The sequence below is a fragment of the Sphingomonas sp. SL1004 genome (assembly GCF_057815015.1).
Map to the genome: position 1 here is coordinate 1,036,198 of NZ_JBYMUX010000001.1, position 15,625 is coordinate 1,051,822.

At 64.4% G+C, this 15,625-nt stretch carries 14 protein-coding genes; 7 read left to right on the top strand and 7 right to left on the bottom strand.

Annotation, left to right across the window (positions count from 1 at the left end):
• Positions 1 to 65: 65 nt before the first annotated feature.
• On the bottom strand, positions 66 to 737 hold the full coding sequence (locus AC3D24_RS04630) for a squalene/phytoene synthase family protein (protein ID WP_489028626.1): 672 nt from the start codon (positions 735 to 737) through the stop codon (positions 66 to 68).
• Positions 738 to 802: 65 nt separating this feature from the next.
• Here AC3D24_RS04630 and AC3D24_RS04635 point away from each other — a divergent pair, with 65 nt between their 5' ends.
• From AC3D24_RS04635 to AC3D24_RS04645, 3 genes are read left to right on the top strand one after another with little or no spacing between them, the layout of a single operon-like run.
• The gene (locus AC3D24_RS04635; protein ID WP_489028628.1) at positions 803 to 2,896 is read left to right on the top strand and encodes a TadE/TadG family type IV pilus assembly protein; all 2,094 of its coding nucleotides are present in this window, start codon (positions 803 to 805) and stop codon (positions 2,894 to 2,896) included.
• Positions 2,893 to 3,507 carry a TadE/TadG family type IV pilus assembly protein gene (locus tag AC3D24_RS04640; protein WP_489028630.1) on the top strand — a complete coding sequence of 205 codons (615 nt, stop codon included), beginning with the start codon at positions 2,893 to 2,895 and terminating at the stop codon, positions 3,505 to 3,507. Before AC3D24_RS04635 ends, AC3D24_RS04640 begins: the two co-directional genes overlap by 4 nt.
• A gap of 41 nt (positions 3,508 to 3,548) precedes the next feature.
• Positions 3,549 to 4,184 (top strand): pilus assembly protein, encoded by a 636-nt coding sequence (locus AC3D24_RS04645; protein ID WP_489028632.1) that lies wholly within the window; start codon positions 3,549 to 3,551, stop codon positions 4,182 to 4,184.
• On the opposite strand, the gene AC3D24_RS04650 is transcribed toward AC3D24_RS04645, so the two are convergent.
• On the bottom strand, positions 4,181 to 5,608 hold the full coding sequence (locus tag AC3D24_RS04650) for a pyruvate dehydrogenase complex E1 component subunit beta (RefSeq protein ID WP_489028633.1): 1,428 nt from the start codon (positions 5,606 to 5,608) through the stop codon (positions 4,181 to 4,183). The genes AC3D24_RS04645 and AC3D24_RS04650 overlap by 4 nt on opposite strands.
• Positions 5,608 to 6,660, bottom strand: coding sequence for a pyruvate dehydrogenase (acetyl-transferring) E1 component subunit alpha (gene pdhA, locus AC3D24_RS04655; protein ID WP_056048766.1), 1,053 nt, complete (start codon positions 6,658 to 6,660; stop codon positions 5,608 to 5,610). The genes AC3D24_RS04650 and pdhA overlap by 1 nt, the downstream gene beginning before the upstream one ends.
• A 467-nt stretch (positions 6,661 to 7,127) precedes the next feature.
• Here pdhA and AC3D24_RS04660 point away from each other — a divergent pair, with 467 nt between their 5' ends.
• From AC3D24_RS04660 to AC3D24_RS04670, 3 genes are read left to right on the top strand one after another with little or no spacing between them, the layout of a single operon-like run.
• Positions 7,128 to 8,480: an MFS transporter gene (locus tag AC3D24_RS04660; RefSeq protein ID WP_489028636.1), complete on the top strand. Its 1,353-nt coding sequence runs from the start codon at positions 7,128 to 7,130 to the stop codon at positions 8,478 to 8,480.
• Positions 8,477 to 9,397 (top strand): cysteine synthase A, encoded by a 921-nt coding sequence (gene cysK, locus AC3D24_RS04665; protein ID WP_489028638.1) that lies wholly within the window; start codon positions 8,477 to 8,479, stop codon positions 9,395 to 9,397. The genes AC3D24_RS04660 and cysK overlap by 4 nt, the downstream gene beginning before the upstream one ends.
• Positions 9,394 to 10,707, top strand: a complete 1,314-nt coding sequence (locus AC3D24_RS04670; RefSeq protein WP_489028640.1) for a cell wall hydrolase — start codon at positions 9,394 to 9,396, stop codon at positions 10,705 to 10,707. Before cysK ends, AC3D24_RS04670 begins: the two co-directional genes overlap by 4 nt.
• 197 nt (positions 10,708 to 10,904) lie before the next feature.
• Here the strand turns inward: AC3D24_RS04670 and AC3D24_RS04675 are convergent, their stop codons facing one another.
• From AC3D24_RS04675 to hisI, 4 genes are read right to left on the bottom strand one after another with little or no spacing between them, the layout of a single operon-like run.
• Entirely contained in the window at positions 10,905 to 12,707 is a 1,803-nt protein-coding gene (locus AC3D24_RS04675; RefSeq protein ID WP_489028642.1) for an acyl-CoA dehydrogenase C-terminal domain-containing protein, read from the bottom strand.
• A gap of 3 nt (positions 12,708 to 12,710) precedes the next feature.
• Entirely contained in the window at positions 12,711 to 13,163 is a 453-nt protein-coding gene (locus AC3D24_RS04680; protein WP_489028644.1) for a MerR family transcriptional regulator, read from the bottom strand.
• Between the two features lie 32 nt (positions 13,164 to 13,195).
• The gene (locus AC3D24_RS04685) at positions 13,196 to 13,681 is read right to left on the bottom strand and encodes a hypothetical protein (protein ID WP_489028646.1); all 486 of its coding nucleotides are present in this window, start codon (positions 13,679 to 13,681) and stop codon (positions 13,196 to 13,198) included.
• A complete protein-coding gene (hisI, locus tag AC3D24_RS04690) occupies positions 13,678 to 14,040 on the bottom strand; it encodes a phosphoribosyl-AMP cyclohydrolase (RefSeq protein ID WP_489028648.1) in 363 nt (120 codons plus the stop codon). The genes AC3D24_RS04685 and hisI overlap by 4 nt, the downstream gene beginning before the upstream one ends.
• A gap of 120 nt (positions 14,041 to 14,160) precedes the next feature.
• On the opposite strand from hisI, the gene purF reads away from it, so the two are divergent.
• Positions 14,161 to 15,618, top strand: a complete 1,458-nt coding sequence (purF, locus tag AC3D24_RS04695; RefSeq protein WP_489028650.1) for an amidophosphoribosyltransferase — start codon at positions 14,161 to 14,163, stop codon at positions 15,616 to 15,618.
• The last annotated feature ends 7 nt before the right edge of the window (positions 15,619 to 15,625 follow it).

Below are 15,625 nucleotides of genomic sequence, written 5' to 3' on the forward strand. Positions count from 1 at the left end.
GCCGCCGTCCCCCTTTGCCCAGGCCGCGTTCTACGCGGCGCGCGCGACGATCCCCACGCGATTGGTCAGTATCCGGTCAATCTATGCCACGCCAACCGTGCGACGCGCTTCGGGCTGCCCTGTGGCAGCGCATCGGTCGACAGATCGAACCGCGCCGATATCGCCAGAGCACCAAGCGCCCGTGCTTGCCTGGGCCAACGCCCGGTCAAGGCCCGGGCGAGCATGTGGGCGGCACGCTCCCGTGCGATCGTCCGACCAGCCGGATCGCTCAACCTCTGCGACAGGTCCGCCAAGGCCCAACCGCGCCCCGCGAACAGGATCCGCGCATCGTCGACAGCGAGCAGGCGCGCTGCAGCGGCGAACAGCTTCCCGCCCCGCTCGGTCGCGAACCGATCGATCGCCGTCTCGCCGAGCGGCGAATCCAGCAGCGCCTCCCATCCCTCGGTCATCGCGGCGAGGTGCGCGCCGGAAACCCCAGCCGGGATCGTGGTTGCGAACAGAGCCTGCAGGACCGGCTCGGCCGGCGGCGGCCCGGCGTCGAGCTTCAGCAAGGCCTCATACCACCACGTCAACCGCATCTGCCCGACGATCGGCTCCCGCGTCGTCCGCACGATCCTGCCGAGCGTCTCGTCGAGCCCGAACAGCGCTTCCAGGCCGGGCCGGGCCGGCGCGCCGGCGTAGGTCAGGGCCAAAGCCCATTCGGGATTGGCGGGTGAAGGAGACGGGATTTTAATCATGTGGGTTCAACTGGATTTATCGCGTCGCGCCGCAGAAGGCCACGAGATTGAACAGGATCGATTTGATGCGGGTGAAAGCAGTGACCGGACGGGGAGCGCGATCGGTCTTTCGGCGGCTGGCGCGAGACGAGCGTGGCAACGTGCTGATCATCTCCGCGGTCGCCATCATCCCGATGCTGGCCATGATCGGCGGTGCGATCGACGCCAGCCGTCTCTACATGGCGCGCACCCGGCTCCAGCAGGCGTGCGACGCGGGTGCCTTGGCAGGGCGCAAGGCGATGGCGGACCAGAACGTGCTGTCCGCCTCCGAGAAGGCTGTTGCGAAGGGGTTCTTTGACTTCAACTTTCCGTCCGGGACGTATGACGCGAGCACCATCGTCGCGGATTACGTGCGCGGCGTGAAAGTCGGGACAGTTGCGGGCACTGCGTCGATCGTGATGCCGACCACGATCATGCAGCTTTTCGGATACGGTACAGTCCCGATGTCTGTGACCTGCGAATCTACACTGTCCATCCCGAATACTGATGTGATGTTCGTACTCGACGTAACCGGCTCCATGCTCGACACGCCGAGCGGCGATACGCAAAGCAAGATTTCCGGCCTGAAGCAGGCTGTCGGCGATTTTTACGCGTCCCTGGGCCCAGGAACTGCCACGGGCGCCGGCCGGGTACGGTATGGCTTCATGCCGTATTCGAGCAACGTCAACGTGGGCAAGCTGGTCTATGGATTGAACCCGAACTTCATCGCAGGCGGCGCGGGCTCCGAACAATGGTCGTACAGATCGCGCGTCGCGCGGCTTTCGACGAACTATTACGTTTCAGAATATGGCACCGAAAGCGGCCAGACGCCCGGATCATCTAGCGATACAACGCCAGCGTACAGCGGCACCTGGTTGAACCTTGGCCAAGCCTATGGCAGTTACCCTTCTACGGTTTCTGCCACGTCGTCGACGGATTGCAGTAATAAACCAGCGCCGAGTGCGAGTTCGTCCAACAATGGCAACTCATCCACATCCGGCCCGCAAGACGAGTCCGTTGCATATCCTGACTCTACGCAAACGCGGACCTACACCACCACGCAATCGAAAACGTCGCGCCGCTACCGCTATAATGGCAATAGTTCCAGTTGCCGCCTGCAATATAGCGATGGCGCCTACACGACCACGAGTACGTCGACCAGCACACGGTCAGTGACGTGGAAGCAGAAGTTCGTGGCATGGGATTACAAATCGGCATCCTTCGACGTGTCTCAAGTCGTACAGAACGGCACCGCTGCAAACCCGACATACTTTACTGGCTATGCGCCCGACACGACGCCTAATCTCAGCAACGGCACGGACGGCAATGGCTATAGCTACACGACGTCGACGCCAGACTCGATTACGTGGGGCGGCTGTATCGAGGAGGCTAAAACGGTCAATACGATTACCGCGACGTCCTCTCTGGACGTTCCGTCGGGCGCGAACGACCTGAATATCGACCTCATTCCCTCGGATGCGGACACGCGGTGGAAGCCGTATCTGCCCGCGGTCCAATATGATTCAAGTGGGTATTGGCTTGGGCGTAATGCAGGCTGGATCGCTTCGGGTTTTGCGGCCTGTCCGCGCGAAGCGTCGCCGCTGACGCAGTATCAATCCGACTATAACGCGACGACGAAAACCTCGGCCAGCTTCACGACGTACGTCAACTCACTGACCGCCGTAGGGGGCACGTATCACGACATCGGCCTGATCTGGGGGGCGCGTTTTCTATCTCAGGACGGGATTTATTCGGCAACCAACAGCGATGCCGTCGCACCTGGCGGATACCAGGTCTCTCGCCATATCGTCTTCATGACCGACGGTACGCTCGACACCCGCCCGAACGCGAACGATCCATGGGGTGTCAACAATCTCGAGGGGAGGATTGCGCCCACTGGCACTAGCGAGACGGGCCTCGAAGCGATCCACAAGCGCCGCACGAGCATCATCTGCAACGCCATGAAAGGTAAAGGCTTCACGATCTGGGTTGTCGGATTCGGTATCTCCACGATGCCGCAGGAGCTTCAGGACTGTGCTACCGACAGCGCGCATTGGGTACTCGCAACGAAGTCGGCCGACCTTCGGACCGTGTTCCAGAATATCGCGCAGACCATCGGCGGCCTGAGGCTCTCATCGTGATCGCAGGCCACCGGAAAAGACGCGTCGACGACATAGTCGGTGCGAACGACGGCGCGACGGTGGTCGAGTTCGCGCTCATCATGATACCGTTTCTCACGCTGATCATGGGGTCGCTCGACCTGGGCTATCAAGTGTATCTGCGCGCTCTGACCACTGGCGCGGTCGAACGCGCTGCCCGGCGGGCGACTGTCGGCGGCATGACCAGTGCCCAGATCACGGACGCCATCACCCAGGAAGTGCGCACGATCCTGCCGTCGCCGGAGCGAACCGATCCCGACGCCGTCAAGGTGTTCAAGACCAACTATTATAATTTCTCCAGCGTCGGTGGGGGCGAGCGGATCACCGGCGATACTGCGCCGATCGGCACCTACAACTCCACGGACTGTTACGAGGATCGAAACAACAACGGTCGTTACGATGCGACCGGCGGGGGCGCTGACGGCCTGGGCGCGGCGGACGACATCGTCTATTACAACGTCACCGTCACGATCACCCGGCTGTTTCCGGTCGCCGCGCTGTTCGGCGCGTCTCCAACGATGACGATCGGCACCAAGACGCTGATACGCAACCAGCCTTATGGTCAACAAACGGTCATCATCCGATGCTCATGACATTGCTTCCGCGCAAGCGGGGATCGACAGGGTTGGTTCGCATGTTGCGCGATCGGTCCGGCGTGGCACTGATCGAATTCTGCTTGGCGTTGCCGGTCCTGCTGACGCTCACGCTGACGGGCGTCGAGACCGCCAATCTTGCGATCACCGTGCTCCGCGTCAATCAACTGGCGATGATGGCATCCGACAATGCCGGCCGCGTGCGCAGTTCGATCGACGAACAGGACGTCAACGAGATCATGGCCGGTATCCGGTTTGCTGGCAGCGGGATCGATTTCGGCACGAATGGCCGCGTGATCATCTCGAGTCTGGAAGGCAATGGCCAGCCCTCACCCAAAACCGGTAACAAAATCACCTGGCAGCGTTGTTTCGGAGCCAAGAACGTCACGTCGAGCTACGGTTTGGCAGGCGCGGGCGCCAATGATGCGTCATTAATCGCTGGCATGGGGCCTGCCGGGAATCCGATCAAACCTGTACCGAACAGTGCCCTGATCTTTGCTGAGATCAGGTACACCTATCATCCCATCGTTGTGTCGGCCTTCATGGCCGACCGGGAATTGTCGGCCATCCAGGCCTTCACCGTCCGGGACCGCGCGCTACAGACACTGACGAACACCAAAAGCCTTCCGGCCAGTGCGCAGCGCCTGTGCGACGCTGCGCATCTCTCAGCTACCTAGCGATAGGTAACCTTCTTCGCCGCAGCGACGACCTTGTCGGCGTTGACCAGCATCAGCTTTTCGAGGTTTGCCGCATACGGCATCGGAACGTCCTCGTTGGCGACGCGCAACACCGGTGCGTCGAGGTCGTCGAAGCCGTGTTCCATCACCACCGACACGATCTCCGAGGCGATCGAGCAGGTTGCCCAATTCTCTTCGACGATGATCATGCGGTTGGTCTTGGCGAGGCTCTTCAGCACCGTCTCGGTGTCGAGTGGGCGCAGCGTGCGCAGGTCGATGACCTCCGCGTCGATACCCTCTTCGGCGAGCTTCTCGGCGGCTTCGAGCGAAATGCCGACGCCGATCGAGTAGCTGACGATCGTGACGTCCTTGCCCTCGCGGACGATCCGCGCCTTGCCGATCGGCAGGACGTGGTTGTCGAGCTTGGGGACGTCGAAGCTGCGACCGTACATCAGCTCGTTCTCGAGGAACACGACCGGATCCTCGGTGCGGATCGCCGCCTTCAGGAGACCCTTCGCGTCGGCCGCGTCATACGGCGCGATCACGATCAGGCCGGGGACGCTGGCATACCATGCCGCGAAGTTGTGCGAATGCTGAGCACCCACACGCGACGCCGCGCCGTTGGGACCACGGAACACGATCGGGCAGCGCATCTGGCCGCCCGACATGTAGTTGGTCTTGGCGGCCGAGTTGATGATGTGATCGATCGCCTGCAACGCGAAGTTGAAGGTCATGAACTCGACGATCGGGCGGAGACCACCCATCGCCGCGCCCGCACCGATGCCGGCAAAGCCGTATTCGGTGATCGGCGTATCGATGACGCGGCGGTCGCCGAACTCGTCGAGCAGCCCCTGCGTGACCTTGTACGCGCCCTGATACTGCGCGACTTCCTCGCCCATCACGAAGACGCGGTCGTCCTCGCGCATTTCCTCAGCCATCGCATCGCGCAGGGCTTCGCGGACGGTCGTCTTGACCATCTCGGTGCCCTCGGGGATCGCCGGGTCGGAGATGCCGACCTTCTCGGCCGACGCGACGAGCTGCTGCGTGCCGCTCTCGGCCTTGGCCGGCGAGGCACCTTCGGGAACCGGCGGTGCCTTGTCGTCCGACGGCGTTTCCTTCGGCGCGGCGTTGGCCGCATCGCCCGAGCGTGCCTCGGTTGGCTTGCTGTCGCTCGCGCTCTCGCCCTCTTCGAGGATCGTCGCGATGACGGTGCCGACCTTCACATTGTCGGTGCCCTCGGCGACGCTGATCGAACCGATCGTGCCTTCGTCGATCGCCTCGAACTCCATCGTCGCCTTGTCGGTCTCGATCTCGGCGAGAATGTCGCCGGACTTGACGCTGTCACCTTCCTTGACGAGCCACTTGGCCAGCGTGCCCTCTTCCATCGTCGGGGAGAGCGCGGGCATCTTGATCTCGATCGCCATCAGTACTTCTCCACCAGAACGTCGGTGTAGAGCTCGGCAGCATCCGGCTCCGGGGTCTGCTCGGCGAAATCGGCGGCTTCGTTCACGATTTTCCTGATTTCCTGTTCAAGGGACTTGAGGTCCGCCTCGGTCACGCCCTGCGCGTCGAGCAGCTTCTTCATGTGATCGATCGGATCCGACTTGTCGCGAACCGCCTGGACCTCGTCGCGCGTGCGATACTTGGCCGGATCGGACATCGAGTGGCCACGGTAACGATAGGTCTTCATCTCGAGGATGACCGGGCCCTTGCCCGCGCGGACCCACGCCAACGCTTCCTCGGCGGCACCGCGGCAGGCGAGCACGTCCATGCCGTCGACCTGGATGCCGGGAATGCGGAAGCTCTCGCCGCGACGATACAGCTGGTCCTCGGCGGAGGCGCGGTTGACGCTCGTGCCCATGGCGTACTGGTTGTTCTCGATCACGAAGATGATCGGGAGCTTCCACAGCTCGGCCATGTTGAAGCTCTCGTACACCTGGCCCTGGTTCGCGGCGCCATCGCCGAAATAGGCCATGCAGATGCCGCCGTCGTTCGAGTATTTATGCTTGAACGCGAGGCCGGTGCCGAGCGACACCTGCGCACCGACGATGCCGTGGCCGCCGTAGAATTTATGCTCGGTCGAGAACATGTGCATCGACCCGCCCTTGCCCTTCGAGATACCCGAATTGCGTCCGGTCAGCTCGGCCATGATCACCTTCGGGTCGATCCCGTAGGCAAGCATGTGGCCGTGATCGCGGTAGCCGGTGATCACCGAATCGGTCTCGCCGTTCAGCGCGGACTGAAGCCCGACAGCGACGGCTTCCTGGCCGATGTAGAGATGGCAGAAGCCACCGATCAGGCCCAAGCCATAGAGCTGGCCCGCTTTTTCCTCGAAACGGCGGATCAGCAGCATCTGCCGATACATTTCGAGCAGTTCGTCCTTCGACGCTTCGTACGGCTTTGGTTCGGCCGGTCGTTCGCGGTTCGTAATCGGCGGTTCGGCGATTGCGCGTGCTGGTGGGGGGGTCTTGGCCACGATGTGGGAAACCTCGTTTTCCGTAGGGGAGTTGAGGGAGCCTATAGGCGCGGACGGGGCGGAACATCAATTCCCGTCTGGGGTATGTTGGTTTTGGGGGCTTGGGATGGGGCGCTCGATAGGTCGCGCGAGCCCTTCCCCATACGCCGACCACCCCGGCGAAGGCCGGGGCCCAATTGGTGAGGCTGCAGTAACGATGTGCATCGCTCGGTTGGCGACGTCCCCCAATTGGGCCCCGGCCTTCGCCGGGGTGGTGCTGCGGTATTGGGTAGTGGTGGTCATAACGTGGATGCCGACTTACGGCAGCCCCTGCTTCCGTGTTCTCCCGCGAAGGCGGGAGCCCAGACTGGGCTCCCGCCTTCGCCGGAGAACACGGGGAACGAACAGTCGTGGCTTGAGCCTCTATCCCCACCCCAAGCAAAGCTCCGGTTGCCCTCCCCGCGCGCGCAAGCCTAAAGCCAACCCCGATGGCCACCACGACAGACCCCCACCAGCATCCCTTACGGATCGCCAATTTCCGCGCCTATTGGCTGTCCCGCTTCACCGGCACGATCGCCGTGAGCGCGATGTCGATCGTGATCGGGTGGCAGGTCTACAACATAGCCCGCGAGACGATGGACATTCGCCAGGCCGCCTTCATGCTCGGCATGATCGGGTTCGCGCAGTTCGTACCGCTGTTCCTGCTCACCCCGATCACCGGCCTCGTCGCGGACAGCTTCGACCGGCGCTGGATCGTCCGCGGCACGACCGCGCTGCTGGTGCTCACCGCCGCGACCCTCTGGCTGCTGACCTGGACCGGCCACCTCACGCTTGGCGTCCTGTTCGTGGCCGCGGTAGCCTTCGGCGTCGCGCGAGCCTTCTCAGGGCCCGCTTACTCTGCCCTCGCCCCCAACCTAGTCCCCCGCGCGGTCCTCCCGACCGCGATCGCAATCAGCTCGATCGCGTGGCAGGTCGGCACGATCGCGGGCCCCAGCGTCGGCGGGCTGCTCTACGCGATCCACCCGGAGGTCGCTTACGGCGTCGCGACGATCCTGTTCGTCGTCGCGCTCCTCTTCATGTTCCTGATCGGCCCGGTGCCACAGCCTGCTGCACAGACCGATCACCGTCCCCTTGCCCGCATCATCGAGGGCTTCACCTACGTCCGCCGCAACCGCCTCGTCCTGGCGACCATTACGCTCGACCTGTTCGCGGTGCTGCTCGCCGGCGCGACGTCTCTGCTGCCGGTCTATTCGCGCGACATCCTCCACGTCGGCTCACAAGGGCTGGGCGTGCTCGCGGCCGGCATGGGGATCGGCGCGGCGGTGACTGCGATCTGGTTCTCGTTCCGGCCAATGAGCACCAACGTGGGCGTCAAGATGCTGATCGCGGTCGTCGTGTTCGGCCTCGCGATCCTCACGTTCGGCGTCGCCACGCCGATCGTGACTCTGCTCGGCATCGCGCCCGGCACGATCGCCGGCGTGCCCGTGCAGCCCGCCTTCGTCCTCAGCCTCGTCGCGCTGATCGTCGCGGGCGGCGCGGACATGATCTCGGTCTATGTCCGCCAGTCGCTGATCCAGCTCCACACCCCAGACGCGATGCGCGGCCGCGTCAGCGCGGTATCGCAGCTCACCATCTCGGCCTCGAACGAACTGGGGGAATTCGAGAGCGGGGTGATGGCATCGTTGCTCGGTCCGGTTGGCGCGGTGGTGTTCGGCGGCGTCGGTGCTATTGCGATCACGATCGGCTGGGCGCGACTGTTCCCGGAACTAGGCCGCGCGAAAACCTTTGATCCCCCAGAAATTCTCGAGACCGAACCTCAGCACGGAGAAGCCAAGCCATGAAGGCCAACTCGATCCTCGATACGATCGGCAACACGCCGCACATCCGCCTGTCGAAGCTGTTTCCCGACTCCGAAGTCTGGGTGAAGTCCGAGCGTTCCAACCCCGGCGGCTCGATCAAGGACCGTATCGCGCTCGCGATGATCGAGGCGGCGGAGAAGGACGGCCACCTCCAGCCCGGCGGCACGATCATCGAGCCGACCAGCGGCAACACCGGCATCGGCCTGGCGCTCGTCGCCGCGGTGAAGGGATACAAGATCGTCCTCGTCATGCCCGAGAGCATGTCGATCGAACGCCGCCGCCTGATGCTCGCCTATGGCGCCACCTTCGACCTGACCCCGCGCGAGAAGGGCATGAAGGGCGCGATCGAGCGTGCCAAGGAACTGGTCGAGCAGACGCCGGGTTCATGGATGCCGCAGCAGTTCGAAAACCCTGCGAACATCGCGGTGCATGTCGCTACGACCGCACAGGAAATCCTCGCCGACTTCCGCGACACGCCGATCGACGTGATCATCACCGGCGTCGGCACCGGTGGCCACATCACCGGCGTCGCCGAGGCGCTGAAGAAGGAATGGCCGTCGCTGAAGGTCTACGCGGTCGAGCCCGCCGCCTCGCCGGTGATCGCCGGCGGCCAGCCGGGGCCGCACCCGATCCAGGGCATCGGCGCCGGCTTCATCCCGGTGAATCTTCACACGCAGGCGCTCGACGGCGTGATCGAGGTCGACGCCGCGGTGGCCAAGGACATGGCGCGTCGCTCGGCGACCGAAGAGGGCATGCTGGTCGGCATCAGCTCGGGCGCGACGCTCGCAGCGATCCTTCAGAAGCTCCCCGATCTGCCTGACAACGTTCGGGTTCTCGGGTTCAACTACGACACCGGCGAGCGCTATCTGTCGGTCCCGGACTTCCTGCCCGAACAGTGACTCCACCTCTCTCCGCGCGCGGCACCACGGTGCTGCGCGCCATCCTCGTCGGCATTTCCGCGCTGGCGATCGTCGGGCCTGCGCTGGTCGTCGCCAACGCGCCGGTGATCGTGCACCCGCCAAAGCGGGTGACGCTGCCCGCGGGCCGGATCGTGCCGCAGGCCGAAGTGCCTGAGGTCGAACCTGTGCGGCTTGTCGACCTCACGCCGGAAGACGCACGCGCATTCAACGCGACCGTGCCGTTCTCGACCGATCCGAACCCGGCCGCCCGGCCGTTCCGCTTCGCCGGCGGTCCCGACGACTTGGCGCGCGCGACCGACTGCATGGCGGCGGGCATTCTCTACGAGGCGGGCGACGACACGCTCGGCGAACGCGCGGTCGCGCAGGTCGTTCTCAACCGCCTGCATCACCCGGCCTTTCCGAAGACCGTCTGCGGAGTCGTGTTCGAGGGGCAGGACCGCTCGACCGGTTGCCAGTTCAGCTTCAGCTGCGACGGCGCGCTCACCCGCTGGCACCCGACCGACGACGCCTGGCGCCGCGCGCGCGAAGTGGCTGCGGCATCCTTGTCGGGTGCGGTGTTCAAGCAGGTCGGCTATGCTACGCACTATCATACCGACTGGGTGGTTCCGTACTGGCAGTCGAGCCTTGACAAGATCACCGCGGTCAACACGCATTTGTTCTTCCGCTGGTCAGGCTGGTGGGGCACGCCGCCAGCGTTCGGCCGCCACCCGGAGACGGTCGAGCCGGTGATCGCACAGCTCGCCGACCTGTCCGACGCGCACAAGACCGGCGCAGCGCTTGCCGAAGCGGATGCGGCCTTGGCGGAGGCGTCGATCGCAATGGGGTTCGGAGCTGCATCGGAGACGGTGTCCTCACCCGCGACCGCCCCGGTCGACAGTGACACGCTACTCGTGACCTTGCCTCGCAACCAGACGGCAGACGGGCTCCCGGCGCTTGCGGCTCAAGCTTGCGGCGACAAGCCGTTCTGCCGGTACATGGCCTGGACGGACGGTACGAAGGCGGCGCCATCACTACCTCTCGACCCGGCGCAGACCGCCGCGCTGAGCTTCAGCTATCTGAGAGATCGGGCGAGCGTGTATGAGAAGTCGCTGTGGAACTGCCGCCAGTTCAAGCGCGCGGACCCGGCGCAGTGCATGAAGGTCCAAGTGACGATGACCGCGGTGCCGCCGCCGGTGGTTGCTGCGTCGACCTCGGCACCCGCAACGATTGAACTGAACGGGGTACGTCGCAAGCCAGCGACCGTGGTGCCGGTCCCTGGCTCCACGCCTGTACCATCTGCACCGAAATAACCTTTCTCGCATCCGCTCTGCCGACCGTTAGCAGGTGATTTTAAAACGGCTTCCCCACCCCACCCATTCGCCCTGAGCGAAGTCGAAGGGCATGGCTCGCGCGCAGGTGCTTCGACTTCGCTCAGCACGAACGGGTTGGTGTGGGCGGTGAATGACGAACAAGGGGCGGACCGCTTCAGCAATCCGCCCCCTGCCGATCAAGCTGCCATGAACATCTCGGGCGGCAGCGCCATCAGCGACTCAGCCCCGCCCTCGATCTTCCGACGCAGCGCGCCCGCATCCGGCAGGATCCGCTCGGCATAGAAGCGCGCCGTCACCAGCTTGGCGTCGAGGTACGCAGCTTCGCCCTCGCCAGCCGCCTTCAGCTTGGTCGCAGCGACCGCCATCCGCAGCCACATCGTGCCGACCGCGACGATGCCCATCAGGTGCATGTAGCTGACCGCGCCTGCGCCGACGTTCTCGGGATTCTTCATGCCGTTCGCCATGAACCACATCGTCGCCGCCTGAAGCTGCCCGCTCGCCTTTTCCAGCGCCTCGGCGAACACCGCGGTCGCTTCATCGCCCTTCGCTGCCGCAACGTCGTCCGCCACCAGCTTGAAGAACGCCTGAATCCCGCGCCCGCCATTCTGCGCGAGTTTCCGCCCGACCAGGTCCATCGCCTGGACGCCGTTGGTGCCCTCGTAGATCTGGGCGATCCGCGCATCGCGGACATATTGCTCCATGCCCCATTCGGCGATGTAGCCGTGGCCGCCGTAGACCTGCTGCGAGTTGGTCGCGATCTCGTAGCCCTTGTCGGTGCCGTATCCCTTGATGACCGGGGTCAGCAGCGAGATCATGTCGCCCGCCAGCTGGCGCTCTTCCTCGGTCTCGGCGCTATGTTCGAGATCCGCCTGCAGCGCGGTCCACAGGATCAGCGCGCGCAAGCCCTCGGTCAGCGACTTGCCCTCCATCAGCATGCGGCGGATGTCGGGATGGACGAACAATGTGTCCGCCTTTTCCTGCGGCTCCTTCGGTCCTGTCAGCGCACGACCCTGGCGACGATCCTGCGCGTACTGAACCGCGTTCTGATACGCGACTTCGGCGATCCCCAGCCCCTGAAGCCCCACGCCGAGACGCGCTGCATTCATCATGATGAACATAGCCGCCAGGCCCTTCATCTCCTCGCCGACCAGCCAGCCGGTCGCCGAATCATAGTTCATCACGCAGGTCGAGTTCGCGTGGATGCCCATCTTGTGCTCGATCGAGCCGCAGGTGACGCCGTTGCGCGCGCCGAGCGAGCCGTCTTCGTTCACGAGGAACTTCGGCACGACGAACAGCGAAATGCCCTTCGAGCTGTCCGGTGCGCCCGGCGTCTTGGCCAGCACGAGGTGGATGATGTTGTCGGTCAGGTCATGCTCGCCGCTCGAGATGAAGATCTTCGTGCCGGTGATCGCGTACGATCCGTCCGCCTGCGGCTCGGCCTTGGTGCGGATCAGACCCAAGTCCGTGCCGCACTGCGGCTCGGTCAGGTTCATCGTCCCGCCCCATTCGCCCGACACCATCTTCGGCACGTACATCGCCTTCTGCGCGTCCGAGCCCTTGGCGATCAGCGCGGCGATCGCGCCGTGCGTGAGCCCCGGATACATCGCGAACGCCATGTTCGACGAGATCATGTATTCCTGGAACGCGGTCGACACGACGTGCGGCATCCCCTGCCCACCATATTCCGGCTGGTTGCCGAGCGTCGCCCAGCCGCTCTCGACATACTGCTTGTACGCGTCCTTGAAGCCGTCCGGCGTCGTCACCGAGCCGTCCTCGTGCCGCGTGCAACCCTGCTGGTCGCCCGACAGGTTGAGCGGGAACAGCACCTCGGCGACGAACTTGCCGCCCTCTTCGAGCACTGCGTCGACGACATCGGGCGAGGCCGCATCGAAGCCGGGCAGCGTGGCGTAATTGGCAAGGCCAACGACATGCTCGAGGATGAAACGCGTGTCGCGGACGGGGGGCGTATACTGGGGCATGGTTTATCCTTGCGGGGTGTCTTGGGCGCGGCTCACTTCGAGAAGGGCCACGAAACTGGTGAGTTCGTCGATGGCGAGATCGATGTCGCGCTTCTGCGCGGTCAGCAGCGCGATCCGCGCCTGGCTGCGCTCGATCACGACCTGGCGCTGCGCCCGCCGACCATCGCCGACGTCGTAGAGATCGATCATCTCGCGGATCTCGCCGAGGCTGAACCCGACGCGCTTGCCGCGCAGGATCCAGGCGAGCCGCGCGCGATCACGGTGCGAATAGATCCGCTGCGTACCGCGACGCTCGGGCGCGATCAGCCCCTCGTCCTCATAGAAACGGAGCGCGCGCGCGGTCACGTCGAACTCGGCCGACAGGTCGGAGATCGTGAAGCTCTCGCGATCATGCCGCGGTTCGATCACCGCATAGGATTCGGGAGAGACCGGGGAAGGAGATGCTCGTGTCGCCATCCCCGAAGAGATAACTCTCGTTTACGTCAACGTCAATTAGCGCAGAGCAACTTCCCGCCAGTTGATCGTAGTGTTGATGCCTCCGAGCGCGATTCGCTGATCCGATCGACGGTCAGCGCGGCCAGCGAGGCGCGGCCGGTGCACAGCGATTCGCAAGGCTCGGGCATTTCCGCCGGGAAGACGATCCGGTCGCCATCGAACCGGGCGTCGAACGTGCACGCGCCGAACGCGAGTTTCAACGCCTCGCCCGACCGTTCGACCGTGCCCGACGCGGCACAGCCCTGGTCCTCCCCATAATCGACGCTGACCCCGATCCGGGCGGTCTTCTCGGTGCCGACGACGCAGACCCTGTCAGTATCGCGCGCCCACGATCCCTGCAGCGGCGCGTTCGGATCGGGCACGATCCCCGCCGTCTCCGCCGCAGTCTCCAGCCGAGCCCCCGCACTATCCTCGACGACATTGGACGGCTCCTGCCCACACCCGCCCAACACCAGAGCAAGCAGCAGCACCCGCCTCATTCGGCCGGCACCAGCCTATCGCCTTCAATCCGCCGGAAGAAGCAGGTTCGCTCGCCGGTATGGCACGCCGGACCCGCCGCATCCGCGATCACCCACACCGCATCCTGGTCGCAATCGATCCGTAGCTCGGCGACGCGCAGCACGTTCCCCGACGTCTCGCCCTTCTTCCAGAGCTTTTCCCGACTCCGTGACCAGAAATGCGCCTCGCCGGTCGCCTGCGTTTCCGCGAGCGCCTCGGCATTCATGTGCGCGACCATCAGCACGTCGCCCGACACGCGGTCGGTGACGACCGCCGTCAAAAGCCCGGCGGAATCGAATTTTGGATCGAGCGTCAGGCCCGTGTCGCGGCTGTTTGTCATACCCCGGATATACCGGAATCCCGGCCCGATGCGACCAGCGGCGCGCAATGTTATTACAAACAGGCGACAAGCCGACGATCCGCTCGTATAGGGCAGCTTCCGCACGACGTGAGAACCGGCATGCTGACGACAAACCCTTATGATGACGACAAACTCCGCGAAGAATGCGGGGTGTTTGGCGTTTCGGCCACCGATGGCGCGGCCGCACTCGTGGCGCTGGGGCTGCACGCGTTGCAGCACCGCGGCCAGGAAGCCGCCGGCATCACCACCTTCGATGGCGCGCATTTCCACACGCATCGCGCAATGGGCCATGTCGCCGGCAATTTCGACCGCGACGACGTCATCCGGTCATTGCCCGGCACCGTCGCCTGCGGCCATGTCCGCTATTCGACGTCGGGCGAGACCGCGCTGCGCAACGTCCAGCCGCTCTACGCCGAGCTGTCGACCGGCGGCTTCGCGATCGCGCATAACGGCAACATTTCCAACGCGATGCGGCTGCGTCGCGAGCTCGTCCGCCGTGGTTCGATCTTCCAGTCAACCAGCGATACCGAGACGATCATCCACCTGGTCGCGACGTCCAACTACCGCACGCTGCTCGATCGCTTCATCGATGCGCTGAAGCAGATCGAGGGCGCGTACTCGCTGATCGTGATGACGCCGGAGGGCATGATCGCCTGCCGCGATCCGCTCGGCATCCGGCCGCTGGTGATGGGCAAGCTCGGCGACGCGGTGATCTTCGCCTCGGAGACGGTCGCGCTCGACGTCGTCGGCGCCACCTTCGTCCGCGCGGTCGAGCCGGGCGAACTGGTCATCGTCCAGGGCTCGGAAATCCGCTCGATTCGTCCATTCGCACCGATGGCGGCGCGGCCGTGCATCTTCGAATGGGTATATTTCTCGCGACCGGATTCGATCGTCGACGATCACTCGGTCTATTCGGTGCGTAAAGCGATCGGCGCGCAGCTCGCGATCGAATCGCCGGTCGATGCCGATCTCGTCATTCCGGTCCCCGATTCGGGCACGCCCGCGGCGATCGGCTATGCACAGCAATCGGGCATCCCGTTCGAGCTCGGCATCATCCGCTCGCATTATGTCGGTCGCACCTTCATCTCGCCGGGCGACAAGGTCCGGCATCTCGGCGTGAAGCTGAAGCACAACGCCAACCGCGCGCTGATCAAGGGTAAGCGGGTCATCCTCGTGGACGACTCGATCGTCCGCGGCACGACCTCGCTGAAGATCGTCCAGATGATGCGTGAGGCGGGTGCCGCCGAAGTCCACATGCGGATCGCCAGCCCGCCGACGCGGCATTCTTGCTTCTACGGCGTCGACACGCCGGAGCGCGCAAAACTGCTCGCGGCGAAGCTCGATCTCGGCGGCATGACCGGCTTCATCCACGCCGACAGCCTGAACTTCATCTCGATCGACGGCCTCTACAAAGCGCTCGGCGAGGCGAAGCGCGCGGATATCCGCCCGAAATACTGCGATGCCTGCTTCACCGGCGACTATCCGACCACGCTGACCGACCATGACGAGGGTGCCGAAGTCGATCAGTTCGCGATGCTCGCCGAACGCGTCATCTGATACTGCC

Coding starts and splice junctions, on each gene's coding strand:
- cysK (WP_489028638.1), top strand. CDS start 8,477: ATGAAGGCCAACTCGATCCTCGATACGATCGGCAACACGCCGCACATC.
- AC3D24_RS04645 (WP_489028632.1), top strand. CDS start 3,549: ATGTTGCGCGATCGGTCCGGCGTGGCACTGATCGAATTCTGCTTGGCG.
- AC3D24_RS04630 (WP_489028626.1), bottom strand. CDS start 737: ATGATTAAAATCCCGTCTCCTTCACCCGCCAATCCCGAATGGGCTTTG.
- AC3D24_RS04680 (WP_489028644.1), bottom strand. CDS start 13,163: ATGGCGACACGAGCATCTCCTTCCCCGGTCTCTCCCGAATCCTATGCG.
- hisI (WP_489028648.1), bottom strand. CDS start 14,040: ATGACAAACAGCCGCGACACGGGCCTGACGCTCGATCCAAAATTCGAT.
- AC3D24_RS04675 (WP_489028642.1), bottom strand. CDS start 12,707: ATGCCCCAGTATACGCCCCCCGTCCGCGACACGCGTTTCATCCTCGAG.
- purF (WP_489028650.1), top strand. CDS start 14,161: ATGCTGACGACAAACCCTTATGATGACGACAAACTCCGCGAAGAATGC.
- AC3D24_RS04650 (WP_489028633.1), bottom strand. CDS start 5,608: ATGGCGATCGAGATCAAGATGCCCGCGCTCTCCCCGACGATGGAAGAG.
- AC3D24_RS04685 (WP_489028646.1), bottom strand. CDS start 13,681: ATGAGGCGGGTGCTGCTGCTTGCTCTGGTGTTGGGCGGGTGTGGGCAG.
- AC3D24_RS04635 (WP_489028628.1), top strand. CDS start 803: ATGCGGGTGAAAGCAGTGACCGGACGGGGAGCGCGATCGGTCTTTCGG.
- AC3D24_RS04660 (WP_489028636.1), top strand. CDS start 7,128: ATGGCCACCACGACAGACCCCCACCAGCATCCCTTACGGATCGCCAAT.